This is a genomic window from Streptomyces sp. NPDC086147, from assembly GCF_040702165.1.
Lineage (GTDB): Bacteria > Actinomycetota > Actinomycetes > Streptomycetales > Streptomycetaceae > Streptomyces.
The window spans coordinates 11,603-28,756 of record NZ_JBFBJO010000002.1; the positions used below are offsets into that span (position 1 = coordinate 11,603).

Below are 17,154 nucleotides of genomic sequence, written 5' to 3' on the forward strand. Positions count from 1 at the left end.
CCGACGGCATGCGCTCTCACCGACGGTGAAAGCCGGCGTGCCGCGAGGCGTGCCGGTGAAACTCTCAGGTTGAGATGACAGAGGGGGAGGCCGTCCGGGTACCCGCGCCGTGGTGCCCCTCGCAGGTCGTGACGACCAGGAGGCCTCCGTACATGACCGCCAACCGCATTCCGCTCTCCGAGCTCGAGCAGGGCATCCCCTTCGAACAGCGGCACATCGGGCCCGACGCCGAGGCCCGGGCCAAGATGCTCGCCCAGGTCGGTTACGGCTCGCTCGACGAGCTCACGGCCGCCGCGGTGCCGGACGTGATCAAGAACGCCGAGGCGCTGGGCCTGCCGGCCGCGCGCACCGAGGCCGAGGTGCTCGCCGAGCTGCGCGCGCTCGCCGACCGCAACCAGGTCCTCGCCCCGATGATCGGCCTCGGCTACTACGGCACCTTCACCCCGCCGGTCATCCTCCGGAACGTGATGGAGAACCCCGCCTGGTACACGGCCTACACGCCGTACCAGCCGGAGATCTCTCAGGGCCGCCTGGAGGCCCTGCTGAACTTCCAGACGATGGTGGCCGACCTGACCGGCCTGCCCACCTCCGGCGCCTCCCTGCTCGACGAGGGCACCGCCGCCGCCGAGGCCATGGCGCTGTCCCGCCGCGTCGGCAAGGTGAAGAAGGGCGTCTTCCTGATCGACGCCGACGCCCTGCCGCAGACGATCGCCGTCATCGAGACCCGCGCCGAGCCGACCGGCGTCGAGGTCGTCGTCGCCGACCTGAGCGAGGGCATCCCGGCCGAGATCGCCGAGCGCGGCGTCTTCGGCGTGCTCCTCCAGTACCCCGGCGCCTCCGGTGCGGTCCGCGACGTCAAGCCGCTGATCGACGCGGCCCACGAGCTCGGCGCGATCGTCACCGTCGCCGCCGACCTGCTCGCCCTCACCCTGCTCACCTCGCCCGGCGAGCTCGGCGCCGACATCGCCGTCGGCACCACCCAGCGCTTCGGCGTCCCGATGGGCTTCGGCGGCCCGCACGCCGGTTACATGGCCGTCCAGGACAAGCACGCCCGCTCCCTGCCCGGCCGCCTCGTGGGCGTCTCCGTCGACGCCGACGGCAACCGCGCCTACCGCCTGGCCCTCCAGACCCGCGAGCAGCACATCCGCCGCGAGAAGGCCACCAGCAACATCTGTACCGCGCAGGTGCTGCTCGCCGTCATGGCCGGCATGTACGCCGTCTACCACGGCCCCGAGGGCCTCAAGGGCATCGCGCTGCGCACCCACCGGTACGCCGCGATCCTCGCCGCCGGTCTGCGCGCCGGGGGCGTCGAGCTGACCGAGGACGTCTTCTTCGACACCCTCACCGCCCGCGTGCCCGGCAAGGCCGACGCGGTCGCCGCCGCCGCCCGCGAGGCCGGCGTCAACCTCTACCGCGCCGACGCCGACCACGTGTCGGTCTCCTGCGACGAGACCACCACGCGCGAGCAGCTCGCCGCCGTCTGGGCCGCCTTCGGCGTCACCGCCGACGCCGAGGCCCTGGACGCCGCCACCGAGGACGCGCTGCCCGCCGGTCTGCTGCGCTCCGACGCGTACCTGACCCACCCGGTCTTCCACGCGCACCGCTCCGAGACCTCGATGCTGCGCTACCTGCGCCGCCTCGCGGACCGCGACTACGCGCTCGACCGCGGCATGATCCCGCTCGGCTCCTGCACGATGAAGCTGAACGCGACCACCGAGATGGAGCCGGTGACCTGGCCCGAGTTCGGCCAGATGCACCCCTTCGCCCCGGTCGGGCAGGCCGAGGGCTACGTCACGCTCATCACCGAGCTGGAGGAGCGCCTCGCCGAGGTCACCGGCTACGACAAGGTGTCGATCCAGCCCAACGCCGGTTCGCAGGGCGAGCTGGCCGGCCTCCTCGCCGTCCGCGCGTACCACCGGGCCAACGGCGACGAGCAGCGCACCGTCTGCCTCATCCCGTCCTCCGCGCACGGCACCAACGCCGCCTCCGCCGTGATGGCCGGCATGAAGGTCGTCGTCGTCAAGACCGCCGACGACGGCGAGGTCGACGTCGAGGACCTGCGGGCCAAGATCGCCCAGTACCGCGACGAGCTGTCCGTCCTGATGATCACCTACCCGTCCACGCACGGCGTGTTCGAGGAGCACGTCGCGGACATCTGCGCCGAGGTCCACGAGGCCGGCGGTCAGGTGTACGTCGACGGCGCCAACCTCAACGCCCTGGTCGGCCTGGCCAAGCCCGGCCACTTCGGCGGCGACGTCTCGCACCTGAACCTGCACAAGACCTTCTGCATCCCGCACGGCGGCGGCGGCCCCGGCGTCGGCCCGGTCGGCGTCCGCGCCCACCTCGCCCCGTACCTGCCGAACCACCCGCTCCAGCCCACCGCGGGCCCGGAGACCGGCGTCGGCCCGATCTCGGCCGCCCCGTGGGGCTCCGCCGGCATCCTGCCGATCTCCTGGTCGTACGTGCGCCTGATGGGCGGCGAGGGCCTCAAGCGCGCCACCCAGGTCGCGGTGCTCGCGGCGAACTACATCGCCAAGCGCCTGGAGCCGCACTTCCCGGTGCTCTACACCGGTCCGGCCGGTCTGGTCGCCCACGAGTGCATCGTGGACCTGCGCCCGCTGTCCAAGGCGACCGGCGTCACCGTCGACGACATCGCCAAGCGCCTCATCGACTACGGCTTCCACGCGCCGACGATGTCCTTCCCGGTGGCCGGCACGCTGATGATCGAGCCGACCGAGTCCGAGGACCTGACCGAACTCGACCGCTTCTGCGACACGATGATCGCGATCCGGGCCGAGATCGAGAAGGTCGCCGCGGGCGAGTGGCCGGCGGAGGACAACCCGCTGCGCAACGCCCCGCACACCGCGGCCGCGCTCGGCGGCGAGTGGAACCACGCGTACACCCGTGACGAGGCGGTCTTCCCGGCGGGCGTCTCGGCCGCCGACAAGTACTGGCCGCCGGTGCGCCGCATCGACGGCGCCTTCGGCGACCGGAACCTGGTCTGCTCCTGCCCGCCGCTGGACGAGTACGACCACTGAGGCCGGGGCCTTCACGACGAGGGCCGAGGGCCGGTCCGGAGAGTTCTTCTCCGGACCGGCCCTCGGGCTTCGCGCCGCCCCGTCAGGCGGCGGTCGTCACCCGGCCCGCCGTGAGCGGCCGGTGCGGAGCGATGATCTGCCCGTCCGGCAGGAGCTCACCGGTGTCCTCGAAGAGCAGGACGCCGTTGCACAGCAGGCTCCAGCCCTGCTCCGGGTGGTGTGCCGTCAGTCGGGCCGCCTCGCGGTCGGCGGAGTCGGCGGTGGGACAGGCGGGCTGGTGCTGGCACATGGGTGGGTTCTTTCGCTGCGTCGTAGTGGATGTCCTGCGGCTCTGCGCGTTCATGGCCGCCCCCGGCGGTCGGTTCGGTTCCGGTCCAAGTCTTGCCCCCGGGACGGACTTCCGCAGGGATTTCGCGGCAGCTCGTCCTCTTCGGGGAGGACGCGTCACCCGCAGGGGCGGTTCAGCTCAACCACCCCGTCCCTTCGGGTGGTTCGGGGTGGCCCGAGCGGGCTAGTCCGTAAGGGCGGGGTGTTCGGACGCTGCGTTCGGGCGGACTTTTCGGACAGCAGTGCGCCCCGTGATCCTGTCGGGTCACGGGGCGCGGGCGCGCGTGCGGTGGATCAGGCGGGCGCCGCCGAGCCCAGGAGGGGCGGCGGCGCGAGGCGCGTGCTGAGGACGGGCAGGAGGTCGGCGACCGGGTACGGGCGGTGGGACGCGATCCCCGGCGGTGCGGGGGCCAGGGGCACCAGCAGGTCGGCGGCGTCCGGGACGACGGTGGTGCCGTCCGTCTCCGGGTCGGCGTGCAGCCAGAGGGTCAGCATGTAGAGCTCCGGTACGGAGAGCAGCCGGGGCTGGTACGCGACCGGCAGGCCCTCGGCCTGGTGCAGGGCCCGTTCCGTGGCGGAGACGTACGGCCCCTCGAAGAAGTGCGAGAAGGACCAGCCGTCCGGGGTGAGCATGGTGTCGGCGGCGGCGATCGTCCGCTCCCCGTTCCTGATCAGGAAGCGCCACCCGGCGAGCCGGGTGCGGGGAGGGTGTCCCGGGGCTCCGGTGATGCCCAACACGTGTACGGGCAGCGGGAGTTCGGGGCTCAGTGGTCCCTGCGCGGCCCGCAGGGCGGGTGTGCGCGCCTCACGGACGGCGGTCGGTGAGCCGAGCGCCGCGAGGACGCTGCGGAGGGCCGGCGCGGGGGCCGGGGAGGGTCGGAGCATGGTGGGTCGCCTCTCGCTCAGGAGACACGGTGACGCGTGGGCAGGTACGACGGCGCTGTCGGCGGCGGGGCCAGAGAGGGGCCATGGGGCCATGGCCGGGCGCCAACACTCTGCCTCGTCCGCGGAGTTTATACGACATGTGTTCACACAGTGTTTCCGCTAGACGTCGCCGATATTCCTGACAAGGCGTCATCAGGTCGTCATCGAGGGGCGTCCGAGCGGAATCATGAGGACGATACCGCTCCCACCTGCCCGTACCGCGAGGAGCCGGTCGGCTGAATTACGACCCCGAATTCCGGGACAATATGACATTGGTATATGTCGTCTGTTCCATGCCCGTGGAATGTGCCGTTGGAGTGCTGCATCCAGCCTATCCTCCGGCAGGTGCGTTCCGCAGGCGTTGTGGATCAGAGAGGTGGGCATCATGGTCCGTGACGCGCGGCCGCCGTGACGGCCGCCCACCCGGGGAAGGACGCTTCGATGGGCGAGAAGGTCGTGGCCGACGGGTTCGGCCCGTCCGACCGGCAGCAGTACCGGAGGAAACTCCAGCAATGTCTGGCGGGGCTCGCGAGGCTCCTGGCGGAGAAGAGGTTCGACCGGCCGCGCAATCTCATGGGCGTGGAGATCGAACTCAATCTCACCGGCGCCGACGGACTGCCCCGCATGCTGAACGGGCCGGTTCTCGAAAAGATCGCGAGCCCCGATTTCCAGACGGAACTCGGAATGTTCAACCTCGAAGTGAACATCGCCCCCCACCAGCTGGAGGGGCGCGTATTCGACCGGCTCGCGGAGGAGATCGGAGCCGGAATCGGGTACGCCGACCGCAAGGCGGCGGAGCTCGACGCGGGCGTCGTCATGATCGGCGTGCTGCCCACCCTCGAACAGCACGACCTGGTCCCGGAGAACCTGTCGGACAACGACCGCTACGCCCTCCTCAACGACCAGATCCTCGCCGCACGGGGCGAGGACTTCATCCTCGACATCCACGGCGTCGAACACCTCCGCTGCACCTCGGAGTCGATCGTCCCCGAGGCCGCCTGCACCTCGGTCCAGCTCCACCTCCAGGTGACCCCGGCCCGGTTCGCCGCCGTCTGGAACGCGGCGCAGGCCGTCTCCGGGGTGCAGATCGCGCTCGGCGCCAACGCGCCCTTCGTCTTCGGCCGCGAACTGTGGCGGGAGTCCCGCCCGCCCCTCTTCCAGCAGGCCACCGACACCCGGCCGCCCGAGCTCCAGGCCCAGGGGGTGCGGCCGCGCACCTGGTTCGGGGAGCGGTGGATCGACTCGGCGTACGACCTCTTCGAGGAGAACCTCCGCTACTTCCCCGCCCTCCTCCCCCTCCACGACGACGAGGACCCGCTACTCGTCCTCGACCGGGGCGGGGTGCCGCGCCTCCAGGAACTCGTCCTGCACAACGGCACGGTCTACCGCTGGAACCGGCCGGTGTACGGCCTGGTCGACGGCGTCCCGCACCTGCGGGTCGAGAACCGGGTCCTGCCGGCCGGGCCGACCGTGACCGACGTGATCGCGAACGCCGCCTTCTACTACGGCCTGGTGCGCGCGCTCGCCGACGAGCCCCGGCCCGTGTGGAAGCGGATGGCCTTCGAGGACGCCGAGGCCAACTTCGACACGGCCTGCCGCCACGGCATCGAGGCGGAGCTGCGCTGGCCCCGGCCGGGGCGCGCGGGCGGCGTCGCCACCCTGCCGGCCGTACGGCTCGTCCTCGACGAACTGCTGCCGCTCGCCGCGTCCGGGCTCGACGCCTGGCACATCGAACCCGCCGACCGCGACCTCTACCTCGGGGTGATCGAACAGCGCTGTCTGCGGCGGGTGAACGGCGCCTCCTGGCAGGTCGGCACCTTCCACCGGGCCCTGGAGTCGGGCCTCGACCGGAAGACGGCGCTCGCGGCGACGACGCGCCGGTACCGGACGCTCATGCGGGAGGGGGAGCCGGTGCACACCTGGCCGGTGGGCATCCACTGACGCGCCTCCCGGCCCCCGTCCCTTCCCCGGGCGGTTCATGGGCGATCATGTCCAGACGGTCCGGGTCGTCGTGGTCCGGTCCGCCCGGGAAGCGTCGCCCGGGACGTGTCGTCGGGGAAGTGAAGTGGAGACAGGTGTGGTGTCGGAGCAACGAGTGAGGGACGACTGCCCGCCCCCCGGAGGCCTGCCGCGCACGGTGCTGCGCTCCGAGACGCTCATCGTGCTCGCCCTCTCGCTCGGGGCGAGCGCGGTCTCGGCCCTCATCAGCTTCATCGGCTCGCTGACCAGGCCCGGCGCGCTGAAGGAGCAGGCGGCGACGCTCAACGGCTCGTACGCCCCCGGACGGCCCTGGCTCGACCTGTCCTGGCAGCTGTTCGGCATCGCCACGGCGCTCGTGCCGGTCGTCCTCGTCGCCCACCTCCTGCTGCGGGAGGGCGCAGGGCTGCGGGCCATCGGCTTCGACCGCACCCGCCCGTGGCCCGACCTCGGGCGCGGGGCGCTGGTCGCGGCGGGGATCGGGAGCGCCGGACTCGCCTTCTACCTGGCGGCGCGGGCGACCGGGTTCAACCTGACGGTGGTGCCCGAGTCGCTGCCGGACGTGTGGTGGAAGTACCCCGTCCTCATCCTGTCGGCGATCCAGAACTCCGTCGTGGAGGAGGTGATCGTCGTCGGCTACCTGCTGCGCAGACTGGGGCAGTTGGGGTGGACGCCGATGGCCGCCCTGGTGGCCAGCTCGGTGCTGCGCGGCTCGTACCACCTCTACCAGGGCGTCGGCGGCTTCATCGGCAACGTGGTGATGGGCGTGGTCTTCGTCCTGCTGTACCGCCGCTGGGGCCGGGTCGGGCCGCTGGTCGTGGCGCACGCGCTGCTCGACATCGTGGCCTTCGTCGGATACGGGCTGCTGGCCGGGAAGGTGGGGTGGCTGCCGACCGTGTGACGGGCGGTCGCTCGCGCCGCAGGGGCGTACGGGATCCTCCGTACGCCCCTGCGCCGTCCTCGCGGCCGGTCGTCAGGCGTGCAGGTCGCCCTCGACGACCGTGACCACGTGGCCGTTGAGGAGGGTGCGGTCGCCGCGCAGGCGGGTGCGGACCAGGCCGGTGCGGGCGCCGCCCTGGAGGCCGGTGAGCTCGTCGCGGCCGAACCGGGCTGACCAGTAGGGGGCGAGCGCGGTGTGGGCGCTGCCGGTCACCGGGTCCTCGTCGATGCCGACGGCCGGGAAGAAGCCGCGCGAGACGAAGTCGTAGCCGCTGTCCGGCTTCTCGGCCGCGGCGGTCACGATGGTCCCGCGCGAGGACATGCGCTTCAGGGCGGCGAGGTCGGGGGCGAGGGAGCGGACGGCGGCCTCGTCGCGCAGCTCGACGACGAGGTCCCCGATGTGGACCCCGGTGTCGTGCACGGCGACGACCTCGGCGCCGAGCGCCTCCGCCAGGCCGTCGGGACCGGGGACGGGGACGAGGGGCGAGGTCGGGAAGTCCATGGTGATCGTCCCGTCGGCCTCGGTGGTGGTGCCGAGGAGGCCGCAGCGGGCCGCGAAGCGGACGGTGCCGGTCGCGGTGCCGGTGGTGTGCAGGACGTGGGCGGTGGCCAGGGTGGCGTGGCCGCACATGTCGACCTCGGTGGCCGGCGTGAACCAGCGCAGGGCCCAGTCCGCCTCGCCGCCGGCGGGCAGCGGGTGGGCGAAGGCGGTCTCGGACAGGTTGACCTCGGCGGCGACCTTCTGGAGCCAGGAGTCCTCCGGGAAGGAGTCGAGGAGGAGCACTCCCGCGGGGTTGCCGGAGAAGGGCCGGTCGGTGAAGGCGTCGACGATTCGGATGCGCATGGCGCCGACGGTACCGGCGGCGGATTTCCGGCGGCCAAGGCCAATCGCGGAGAACTGGACCGGTCGTTCCGCGCGTCGTCGTGGTCGGGAGGACGGCGGGACGGGACACGGGGGGTGTCCGCCGTGAGCGGCCTCGGGGGGCTTCGACGATGTTCGGGTACTCGGACGACCGGTGGGTCCTGTTCCTCTACCCGGTGGTGCTGTGGGTGCCGTTCGGGCCCTTCCTGATGGGGGCCGCGGGGGCGTGGTGCGCGGCCCGGCCCGGTCTGCGACCGCGGCTGTGGTCGGTGCTGCTCCCGCTGGTGCCGGTGGGGGTCTCCGCGGCCGTGATGCTCCTGCCCCTGGACCAGCAGAAGCGCACCGAGGACCTCGTCGGCTACGCCGCCGTCCACATCGGCGGCATCACGGTGCTGCCCTGGCTCCTCGGGTACGGGACCACCCGCCTGGTCCGGGCCGTGCGGGCGCGCCGGAACGGGGGCACCGCCGCGGGGTGAGCGCGCGGGGGAGCCGGGAGCGCGGTCAGCCGAGGTGGGGCCAGAAGTCCTCCAGGGAGCCGGGGCCGGTGAAGAACGCCTCCGTGGCGGCCAGGTCCTTCGCGAACCCCGGCGCACGCTCCGCGAGCGCCTGCTCCAGGGTCCGCGTCCGCCGTGGAGGCCGCTCGCGGGCCGCGGCGTCGAGGCCGGCGGCGGTCGCCATCAGCAGCCGCTGCCACTGTTCGCCCTGTTCGGCGAGCGCGTAGACGCCCGACAGCAGATCGGCGGCGCCGAGGGGCCGGGTGAGGGAGGAGGGGGACGTGCCCACGACCGGACGGAGTTCCCAGCCCCCGGCCCGGGCGGCGAGCCGCAGCACACCGGCCCAGTTCCTGATCCGTCCGAGGCGCACGTACACCGAATCGCCGGTGTGCGGCGGCAGACGGCCCCCGTGCAGGGGGTTGGTGGCCGCCACCACGTCGGACAGGACCGGGCACTCCGTCTCCGTCGGTGTCCACAGCCCCTCCTGCCGGGCCTCCAGAGCGGCATGGGTCCAGTCCTCGGCCGCCGTCAGGCGGGAGGCGAAGTCCACCGGGCCGTTGAGCGGTGTGTGCGGGTACGCGGTGATCACACCGGCCAGTATCCGGCGCCGTGGCGCGTCAGCGTCCGTCGCGCAGCGCGAGGACGTACGTCGCCGTGAGGGCGACGGCGCGGTCCTCGTCGTGGGACAGGCGGGTGAGGGCGCGCGCCGCCGTGGCACCCGGGACGTCCGCGAGGGCCTGGGTCAGCCGTCGGCGCGCCGGCAGTCCGGTGGTGGCGCGGGCGAGGCGGTCGACGAGGGCGCCGGCGATCCGGTCCGCCAGCGCGGGGTCGCCCGCGAGGGCGCTCAGCGCGTCGGCCGCGTCGACGTCGTTCGTCTGCTGCGTCTCTTCCGTCTCCCCGACGACCATGTCGACGAGCGTCGGGATCGCGTCGGCCACTCCCCGTGCCGCCAGCGCCGGAGCCGCGCACCGGCGGACCGTGGCGTCGGGGTGCGCGAGGGCGTCCCGCAGGAGCGCGGTCGCCTCGTCGCCCGGCATCTCGGCGAGGGACCGGACGGCGCGTTCCCGCACCTCGGCGGCGGGGGAGTCGAGGGCCTCCGCGAGCAGCGCCGGGCCGTCCCCGCCCGCGCGCGCCAGGGCCCAGCGGAGGGCTCCGGCGACGTTCGGGTCCGACTCGTCCAGTACGGCCTCGACCAGCGCCTCCACCGGCAGGGGGGCTTCCCCGGACGCGGACAGGGCCGTGCGCTGGCGCGTGTCCGCGTCCTTCGACCTCAGCGCCTGGAGGAGCGCGACGGTCCGCAGGACGTCCTCCCAGCCCACTGGTTCCGCGGCGTCGATCCGGCGGAGCCGCGTGAGCAGCTCCGTCTCCGCCGCGATGCGTTCCCGCGTCCGGCGCACGAGGTCGTCGACGAGTTCCGCGGGCGCGAAGCCGGGGTCGTCGAGCGCCCGCCCGACCTCGCGCAGCGAGAGGCCCAGCGACCGCAGGCTCTCGATGTGGAAGATCCGCCGGACGTCCTCGCCGGAGTACTCCCGGTAGCCGGAACCGGTGCGGCCCGTCGGGCGCACCAGGCCGAGCGACTCGTAGTGCCGGAGCATGCGGGCGCTGACCCCGGACCGCCGGGCCACGTCACCGATCAACACGCCTGTCACTCCTCCCGGCCGGCCCGCCGAGGGCCACGACGCGCTTCGCCTCCTCGACCGCGGACTCGAAGCCGGCGTCCGGGTCGCGCCACAGCCGTTCCGTGGCGACGGCGTGCGTGCGCACTTCGGGGTCGGGGTGCGTCCGCGCGGCGGCGAGCACCGGCACCGCCGCCTCCCCGAGCGCGATCAGCGCCCGGCTCAGGCTCAGTCGCGTCTCGCGTCCACCGCGCCCGAGCTGCGTCGCCAACCCTACGGCCAGCCAGGGCTCCTCCCCCTCGGGCACGAGGACGACCGCCGCCCGCCAGGCGCTCCGGGCCACCTCGTCGTCGGCGTCGGACAGCAGCGCCGGGGTGATCACCGGCCAGGCCCGCCGGTCCCCGATCTTGGACAGGGTGTGCAGGGCCTGGCTCCGGGCCTGCGCGCGCTCCGAGCGCACCTCGGGGAGGAGCCTGGGGACCGTCGTCGACGCCGGGTGGCGGGTGAGCGCCCAGGTCAGCATCTCGCGCACGGAGAAGTCGGGTTCGACCGCGCACCGTTCGACGAGCCTGTCCACGGCTTCCCGGTCCGGGGCCGTGCCGACCGCCAGGGCCGCCCGCAGCCGGACCGACGCGCTGTCGCTCTCCAGCGCCCGGAGGGCACGCGCCGTCTCCGGGGCCGTCCTCCCGCTCTGCTCGTTCTTCTCGTTCGTCATGGTCATCGGGACCACCTCCTCGGCGCCAGTGAAGGGCTTGTCACGGTGTCAAGGTCAAATACGGGATGCCGGTGGGCGGTACGCGCCACTAGGGTGGCCCGATGCCAACGGTCAAGAAGATCCAGGTCACATTCGACTGCGCGGATCCCGAGCGTCTCGCCCGTTTCTGGTGCGAGGTGCTGGGGTACGTCGTGCCGCCGGCGCCGGAGGGTTTCGCCACGTGGGACGACTACCACCGCTCGCTGCCGGACGGGCACGAGGTGAAGTGGTTCTCCTGCGCCGATCCCTCGGGCGAGGGTCCGCGGCTGTTCTTCCAGCGCGTCCCCGAGGGCAAGGTCGCCAAGAACCGGGTGCACCTCGACGTGCGGGCCGGCACCGGTCTCGTGGGCGAGGAGCGCCTCACCACGCTCCAGGCGGAGTGCGCACGGCTGGTCGAGCTCGGCGCGGTCCACCTGTACACGCAGTTCGCCGACGAGGAGAACGAGTCCTGCATCACGATGCAGGACATAGAGGGCAACGAGTTCTGTCTGGACTGAGGTCCCGTTCGGACCGAGGTCCGTGAAGGTGCCCTCCCCGGCCGGGGAGGGCACCTTTTCTTTTCCCTCCTTGTCGAACTGGTGTTCGTCCACCGCTCGTGGCTTCTCGAGTTCTTGCTTACCGAACAGTTCCGATATATCGTTGAAGCATCGCGATGGTTCGTAGAAGAAATCCCGATGGAAGGAGCGTTGCGATGCGTTCACATGGACACGAGTGCGGAAACGGACACGGAGCCGGCCGTGGGGGCCGTGGCCCCGGAGGCCGGGGAGACTTCGAGGGGCGGCGCGCCGCGTTCGGGCCCTTCGGGCCCGGGTTCGGCGGCGGACCGTTCGGAGGAGGCCCCTTCGGGGGCCGGGGTCGCGGCGGCGGCCGGGGACGGGCGCGGCGCGGTGACGTGCGGGCCTCGATCCTGGCGCTCCTGAAGGACCGCCCGATGCACGGCTACGAGATGATCCGCGAGATCGGCGAGCGCAGCGACGGGGCCTGGAAGCCCAGTCCCGGCTCCGTCTACCCCACCCTCCAGCTCCTGGAGGACGAGGGGCTGATCACCAGCGCGAGCGAGGGCGGCAAGAAGCTGTTCACGCTCACCGACTCCGGGCGCGCCGAGGCCGAGAACGGGCCCGAGGCTCCCTGGGAGGAGGCCGGGCGCGGAGTCGACTGGGACGCCGTGAACGAGATCCGGCAGGCCGGCTTCGGTCTGATGGAGGCGTTCGGGCAGGTCTGGAAGACCGGCAGCCCCGAGCAGCGCGATAAGGCGGTCGCCGTGATCAACGAGGCGCGCAAGAAGCTGTACCTGATCCTGGCCGACGAGCACTGAGGCGCGGAGGTGCGGGGAGGGGATACGGAAGGGGGCCTGCGGCGGTTGCCGCAGGCCCCCTTCCGTTCGTTCCCGTTCCCGGGCGCTCAGGAGTGGTGGACCGTCAGCTCCGCCGTGGTCGGGCCCGCCCCGTCGCCGATCCACCAGATCTCCGCCGCGTCGAAGCTGTCGGAGGCGCGCGGCGCCCCGTCCTCCTCGTGGCAGTGGAACGCGGTCCAGAACAGATCGCCGGGCAGCGCCTCCCGGGGTGCGTACACCCGGTACACGTACTGCCGCCCGTCGAGCGCGAGCAGACCCACCATCCAGAACACGTTCGGAAGACGAGCGGAGAGGGGGCCGTGGTTGCACGAGGGGCGCGAGGCAAGGCGGCGCGCGCCTTTTCGGGGGTGTCGCGCGCGATCTCATTCGCAAGGAGGAGGAACCACGCGCCCGTACCCGCCTCCGGTGGGACGCGCACATGCTCCTCTCCGGTGATGTTCCGGCCGTCCCGACCTGATGAGGTGGGAGCGTGCACAGTCCCGTCCCGCGCCCCCCGTCGCTCCGGCAGCCCGCCGCCCTGCGCGCGGAGCTCGTCCCCTTCCTGACGCCCTCGCTCGCGGCGGCCGTCTCGGGCGCGCGCCGCCGGGCCCTCCGGGACGGGGACCGCCAGATCGACACCGCGCACCTGCTGCACTCGCTCGTCGAGTCCGACCCCGAGGCCGCCGCCGTGTTCGAGGGTCGCGAGCAGCTCGCCCGCGTCCTCGGCTACCTCGTCCAGCGGTCCATCGGCTACGGCCTGCGCTGGCAGCGCTCCGTCGAGGACTCGGCGGACCGGCGCCTGCTGCCCGCCGCGCGCGGGACCGAATCCCGGGACGTCCGGCCCTCCGGCTGGTCGCCCGCCGCGGCCGCCGCCCTGGAGGGCGCCCTCCGGCGGGCCGCCGGACGCGGCGAACCGCAGGCCCGGGGCGTCGACCTGCTCGCCGTCGTCGCCGCCGACCCCGAGAGCCGGGCCGTCGAGGTGCTGCGCCGCGCCGGGGTCGATCCGGCCGCCCTGGCCGCCCGCGCCGACCTCGCCGCCACCCCGTGCGAGGCCCTCGAACGGGCCGGTGACGCCGCCCTCGACCGGGCCGCCGGAGGAGCCCGTCACGAGGGGCCGTCTCAACAGGTGTAACGGGGGTTACACCCCTGACGTCGTCCTGTCATGATGACCCCATGCACGCGTCTCAGGGGAGAAGCGCCGGCCTGGGACTCGCCCTGGCCTCGGCCTTCGCATTCGGTGGTTCGGGAGTGGCGGCCAAGCCGCTCATCGAGGCGGGACTCGACCCGCTCCACGTCGTCTGGCTCCGGGTCGCCGGCGCCGCGCTCCTCATGCTCCCGGTGGCCTGGCGCCACCGGGACCTCCTGCGCCGCGAACCGGCCCTCCTCGTGGGCTTCGGACTGCTCGCCGTCGCCGGTGTCCAGGCCTTCTACTTCGCCTCGATCTCCCGCATCCCCGTCGGCGTCGCCCTCCTCATCGAGTACCTCGCCCCGGCCCTCGTCCTCGGCTGGGTCCGCTTCGTCCAGCGCCGGCCCGTCACCCGCGCCGCCGCCTTCGGCGTCGTCCTCGCGGTCGGCGGCCTCGCGTGCGTCGTCCAGGTCTGGTCCGGGCTGGGCTTCGACCTGCTCGGGCTCCTCCTGGCGCTCGCCGCCGCCTGCTGCCAGGTCGGCTACTTCGTCCTCTCCGACCGGGGCGCCGACGGGGACGGAGGGGCCGAGCGGCCCGACCCGGTCGGCGTCATCGCCTACGGACTGCTCATCGGCGCGCTCGTCCTCACCGTCGTGGCCCGGCCGTGGGGCATGGACTGGGCGGTCCTCGGCGGCCGCGCCGCCATGGACGACACCAGCGTGCCCGCCTGGCTGCTGCTCGGCTGGATCGTGCTGATCGCCACCGTCTTCGCCTACGTCACCGGCGTCATCTCGGTGCGCCGGCTCTCCCCGCAGGTCGCGGGCGTCGTGGCCTGCCTGGAGGCCGTCATCGCGACCGTCCTGGCCTGGGTCCTGCTCGGCGAGCACCTGGGCGCGCCGCAGATCGCCGGCGGCGCGCTGGTCCTCGTCGGCGCCTTCATCGCCCAGTCCTCGACGCCGAAGACGCCGCCGCCCGGACCCGTGGCCGGAGGCACGGGGGACGTGAGCGGGGCCGGAGCCGTACCCGGGAGCGGTACGGGGGCCGGTGCCGGGTCCGAGGACGGGAGTGTTACGGGCGTCGGTGCCGGGTCCGAGGACGGCTCCGGGCCCCGGTCCGGGGACGGCGAGGCCGACAGGGGAACCGGGTTGTCCGCCGGGCGGACCGCCCCCTAGGGTGCCGATCATGCATGCGACCGTGCTTCCGCCCCCCGCCGCCTAGCGCGCGCGGAGACCTCCCCCGACGAAGACCGGGCCCGAGTGGCGATCCCTCGCCGCCGGGCGGTTCGTCGCTGCCCGCGCGCGGAGTCCAGCGACCACCCTTCCCTCCCGTCTTCCACGGAGAAGTCACGTGTCGAACTCCTCGGGATCCGCCCTGTCCGTCGGGCGGAGCCTCTTCTATCTGATCGTCGCCGGAATCGCCTGGGGCACGGCCGGTGCCGCCGCCTCGCTGATCTTCCGCGTCAGCGACATGGGCCCCCTCGCCCTCTCCTTCTGGCGCTGCGCCGGCGGCCTGGTCCTGCTGCTCGGCGCCCTCGCCCTGCGGTCCCGGCGCGCGGTCGTCCCCGTCCCGGTGGAACCGTGCCGCCGCAGGGCGGTCCGCATCCTCGGCACCGGCGTCGGGCTCACCGTCTTCCAGAGCGCGTACTTCGCCGCCGTCGAGGCCACGGGCCTGGCCGTCGGCACCGTCGTCACCCTGGGCGCGGGCCCCGTCCTCATCGCGCTCGGCGCCCGCCTCACCCTGGGCGAGCGCCTGGGCCGGGGCGGGTCCCTCGCCGTCGTCGGGGCGCTCGCCGGGCTCGGCGTCCTCGTCCTGGGCGGCGGTGACGCCGAGGTGCGGCCGGTGGGCATCGCCCTCGCGGTCCTCTCGGCGGCCGGATACGCGGCGATCACCCTGCTCACCCGCCGGCTCGGCCGCGACGGCGGCGGCGCGGACGCCCTGACGACGACCGCCTGGGCCTTCGCGATCGGGACGGTCGGGCTGCTGCCCGCGGCGCTCGCGGAGGGGCTCGTCCCGCACACCGGCACGCCGGTGGGGGTGCTGCTCCTCCTCGTGTACGTGGCGGCGGTGCCGACCGCGCTCGCGTACGCCCTGTACTTCGCCGGAGCGGCGGTCGTCCGGGCCGCCACCGTCTCCGTGATCATGCTCCTGGAGCCGGTGAGCGCGGCCCTGATCGCGGTCTCGCTCCTCGGCGAGCGGCTCACCGCCGCGATCGTGCTCGGCACGCTGCTGCTCCTCGCCGCCGTCACCGGCCTCGCCCTCGCGGAGACGCGGACGGCGGTGGAGCGTCGGCGGGAGGCGGTGACGGTGTAGCGGCGGTACGGCGCGGGCCCCGGGGCGTCAGCCGTTCGCGAGGCGGCGGAGCTGGTGGGTCCGGGCCTCCCGGTCGCCGGGGCCGTCCCGGTCGGAGAGGTGGCGGGCGACGCGCTCGCCGACCTCCCGGGGCTTGTTGCCCGCGTACTTGAACTTGGCCCGTACACCGGTCACTTCGAGGTCGAGGACGCGGATGCCCGGCAGGAGACGGCCGAACGGCGCCTCGCCGGGAGCGGCGGGCGCGGTGCCGCCCTCCGGCTGGAAGTGGGCGACCTGGCGGTTGAGGAGCGCGGCCTTCTCCGCCGGGTCGTCGACCACGCGCGCGGTGCAGCGCAGCTGGACGGCCGCGTAGTACGAGGTCGGGGTGCCGTGCTCGGGCGGCGCGCCCTCGGGGGCCGTCCAGTGGCCCGGTACGAAGACGTGGTCGTCGACCACGCTCAGGAGCACCGCCGGGCTCGCCTCCAGGGCCCGCCAGAGCGGGTTGGGCCGGGCCAGATGGAGCAGGACCCGCCCGTGCGGGCCGGGCTCGGGCTCGTACAGGAAGTGCGTCGGCTGCACCCACGGCGGTTCGCCCGGCGGGCCGTTGACGGCGAGCTGGCCGAAGTCGTGCCGGGAGAGCCACGCGCGCCACTCGCCCTCGTCGTGCGCGGCGTCCCAGGGGTGTATCAGCATGGTCCGTGCCTCCCTCCGCCCGCCGTCAGAGCGCGGCGAGGTAGTCGGGCAGGGCGACGGACGGGTCGAGGTCGTCCGCCGGGACCGGGGTGCCGTAGCCGCCGCGCAGCGGGACCACGCCGGTCCAGTGGGGGAGGGCGAGGTCCTCGGGGTCGTCGTTGGGGCCGCCGGTGCGGACCTTCGCGGAGACCTCGTCGAGGTCGAGGCGGATCACGGCGGTGGCGGCGAGCTCCTTGGCGTTCGCGGGGCGCGAGTCGGCGGAGCGGCCGGGGACGACGTGGTCCACGAGGGCGTCGAGGGCGGTCCGCAGCTCCTCGGGGTCGGTGACCCGGTGGGCGGTGCCGTGGACGACGACCGAGCGGTAGTTGAGGGAGTGGTGGAAGGCGGAGCGGGCGAGCACGAGACCGTCGACGTGGGTCACGGTCAGGCAGACCGGCAGGCCGGGGGCCTTCGTGCCGTCGCCGGTCGCGCGCAGCGGCCGCGAGCCGGTGGAGCCGTGGACGTAGAGGCGCTCGCCGACCCGGCCGAAGAGGGTGGGGAGCACGACCGGCACGCCGTCGCGGACGAAGCCGAGGTGGCAGACGTAGGCCTCGTCGAGGATCGAGTGGACCAGTTCCCGGTCGTACGAGGCGCGCTCCCGGGAGCGGGTGGGCACGGTCCGGGCGGTCGGCGTGTAGGCGGCGGCCTGCGCCGGCACCGATGAGGCGGTGCCGGTGGGTGAGGGTCCTTCGACGGTGGCGCTCATGTTGCCCACTCCATTGCACTAGTGCATACTTGTGTTT

At 73.6% G+C, this 17,154-nt stretch carries 18 protein-coding genes; 9 read left to right on the forward strand and 9 right to left on the reverse strand.

Annotation, left to right across the window (positions count from 1 at the left end; genetic code table 11):
- Nucleotides 1-152 precede the first annotated feature (152 nt).
- A complete protein-coding gene (gene gcvP / locus AB0398_RS04895) occupies nucleotides 153-3,038 on the forward strand; it encodes an aminomethyl-transferring glycine dehydrogenase (protein WP_366372370.1) in 2,886 nt (961 codons plus the stop codon).
- Between the two features lie 82 nt (nucleotides 3,039-3,120).
- Here the strand turns inward: gcvP and AB0398_RS04900 are convergent, their stop codons facing one another.
- Both AB0398_RS04900 and AB0398_RS04905 read right to left on the reverse strand, forming a co-directional pair.
- On the reverse strand, nucleotides 3,121-3,327 hold the full coding sequence (locus AB0398_RS04900) for a DUF5999 family protein (protein ID WP_053648929.1): 207 nt from the start codon (nucleotides 3,325-3,327) through the stop codon (nucleotides 3,121-3,123).
- Between the two features lie 332 nt (nucleotides 3,328-3,659).
- Complete coding sequence (locus tag AB0398_RS04905) at nucleotides 3,660-4,250, reverse strand: hypothetical protein (protein WP_366372371.1); 591 nt, start codon at nucleotides 4,248-4,250, stop codon at nucleotides 3,660-3,662.
- 480 nt (nucleotides 4,251-4,730) lie between these two features.
- Between AB0398_RS04905 and AB0398_RS04910 the strand changes: the two genes are divergently transcribed.
- Nucleotides 4,731-6,230 carry a glutamate--cysteine ligase gene (locus AB0398_RS04910; RefSeq protein ID WP_366372372.1) on the forward strand — a complete coding sequence of 500 codons (1,500 nt, stop codon included), beginning with the start codon at nucleotides 4,731-4,733 and terminating at the stop codon, nucleotides 6,228-6,230.
- Nucleotides 6,231-6,384: 154 nt separating this feature from the next.
- Entirely contained in the window at nucleotides 6,385-7,167 is a 783-nt protein-coding gene (locus AB0398_RS04915; protein WP_366372997.1) for a CPBP family intramembrane glutamic endopeptidase, read from the forward strand.
- A gap of 72 nt (nucleotides 7,168-7,239) precedes the next feature.
- Here AB0398_RS04915 and AB0398_RS04920 read toward each other — a convergent pair whose 3' ends face one another.
- Nucleotides 7,240-8,049 (reverse strand): PhzF family phenazine biosynthesis protein, encoded by an 810-nt coding sequence (locus AB0398_RS04920; RefSeq protein ID WP_366372373.1) that lies wholly within the window; start codon nucleotides 8,047-8,049, stop codon nucleotides 7,240-7,242.
- 149 nt (nucleotides 8,050-8,198) lie between these two features.
- Between AB0398_RS04920 and AB0398_RS04925 the strand changes: the two genes are divergently transcribed.
- Nucleotides 8,199-8,543, forward strand: a complete 345-nt coding sequence (locus AB0398_RS04925; RefSeq protein WP_366372374.1) for a hypothetical protein — start codon at nucleotides 8,199-8,201, stop codon at nucleotides 8,541-8,543.
- Nucleotides 8,544-8,568: 25 nt separating this feature from the next.
- On the opposite strand, the gene AB0398_RS04930 is transcribed toward AB0398_RS04925, so the two are convergent.
- Genes AB0398_RS04930 through AB0398_RS04940 form a run of 3 tightly spaced genes read right to left on the reverse strand, consistent with a single transcriptional unit; the run spans nucleotide 8,569 to nucleotide 10,898 of the window.
- Nucleotides 8,569-9,150, reverse strand: coding sequence for a hypothetical protein (locus tag AB0398_RS04930; RefSeq protein ID WP_366372375.1), 582 nt, complete (start codon nucleotides 9,148-9,150; stop codon nucleotides 8,569-8,571).
- 28 nt (nucleotides 9,151-9,178) lie between these two features.
- The gene (locus AB0398_RS04935; protein ID WP_366372376.1) at nucleotides 9,179-10,201 is read right to left on the reverse strand and encodes a MerR family transcriptional regulator; all 1,023 of its coding nucleotides are present in this window, start codon (nucleotides 10,199-10,201) and stop codon (nucleotides 9,179-9,181) included.
- Nucleotides 10,188-10,898 (reverse strand): HEAT repeat domain-containing protein, encoded by a 711-nt coding sequence (locus AB0398_RS04940; RefSeq protein WP_366372377.1) that lies wholly within the window; start codon nucleotides 10,896-10,898, stop codon nucleotides 10,188-10,190. The genes AB0398_RS04935 and AB0398_RS04940 overlap by 14 nt, the downstream gene beginning before the upstream one ends.
- Nucleotides 10,899-10,993: 95 nt before the next feature.
- On the opposite strand from AB0398_RS04940, the gene AB0398_RS04945 reads away from it, so the two are divergent.
- Nucleotides 10,994-11,428 (forward strand): VOC family protein, encoded by a 435-nt coding sequence (locus AB0398_RS04945; protein WP_366372378.1) that lies wholly within the window; start codon nucleotides 10,994-10,996, stop codon nucleotides 11,426-11,428.
- A gap of 194 nt (nucleotides 11,429-11,622) precedes the next feature.
- Nucleotides 11,623-12,246, forward strand: coding sequence for a PadR family transcriptional regulator (locus AB0398_RS04950; protein ID WP_366372379.1), 624 nt, complete (start codon nucleotides 11,623-11,625; stop codon nucleotides 12,244-12,246).
- 86 nt (nucleotides 12,247-12,332) lie between these two features.
- Here AB0398_RS04950 and AB0398_RS04955 read toward each other — a convergent pair whose 3' ends face one another.
- Nucleotides 12,333-12,557 (reverse strand): hypothetical protein, encoded by a 225-nt coding sequence (locus AB0398_RS04955; protein WP_366372380.1) that lies wholly within the window; start codon nucleotides 12,555-12,557, stop codon nucleotides 12,333-12,335.
- A 245-nt stretch (nucleotides 12,558-12,802) separates the two neighbouring features.
- On the opposite strand from AB0398_RS04955, the gene AB0398_RS04960 reads away from it, so the two are divergent.
- The 3 genes from AB0398_RS04960 (at nucleotide 12,803) to AB0398_RS04970 (ending at nucleotide 15,700) form a co-directional block, all read left to right on the forward strand.
- Complete coding sequence (locus tag AB0398_RS04960) at nucleotides 12,803-13,396, forward strand: Clp protease N-terminal domain-containing protein (RefSeq protein WP_366372998.1); 594 nt, start codon at nucleotides 12,803-12,805, stop codon at nucleotides 13,394-13,396.
- Nucleotides 13,397-13,437: 41 nt separating this feature from the next.
- Nucleotides 13,438-14,562, forward strand: a complete 1,125-nt coding sequence (locus tag AB0398_RS04965) for an EamA family transporter (RefSeq protein ID WP_366372381.1) — start codon at nucleotides 13,438-13,440, stop codon at nucleotides 14,560-14,562.
- A 175-nt stretch (nucleotides 14,563-14,737) separates the two neighbouring features.
- Nucleotides 14,738-15,700: a DMT family transporter gene (locus tag AB0398_RS04970; RefSeq protein ID WP_366372382.1), complete on the forward strand. Its 963-nt coding sequence runs from the start codon at nucleotides 14,738-14,740 to the stop codon at nucleotides 15,698-15,700.
- A gap of 27 nt (nucleotides 15,701-15,727) precedes the next feature.
- Here AB0398_RS04970 and AB0398_RS04975 read toward each other — a convergent pair whose 3' ends face one another.
- Both AB0398_RS04975 and AB0398_RS04980 read right to left on the reverse strand, forming a co-directional pair.
- Nucleotides 15,728-16,372, reverse strand: a complete 645-nt coding sequence (locus AB0398_RS04975) for an FMN-binding negative transcriptional regulator (RefSeq protein WP_366372383.1) — start codon at nucleotides 16,370-16,372, stop codon at nucleotides 15,728-15,730.
- A 25-nt stretch (nucleotides 16,373-16,397) separates the two neighbouring features.
- Entirely contained in the window at nucleotides 16,398-17,117 is a 720-nt protein-coding gene (locus AB0398_RS04980) for a pyridoxamine 5'-phosphate oxidase family protein (RefSeq protein ID WP_366372384.1), read from the reverse strand.
- Nucleotides 17,118-17,154: the final 37 nt, after the last annotated feature.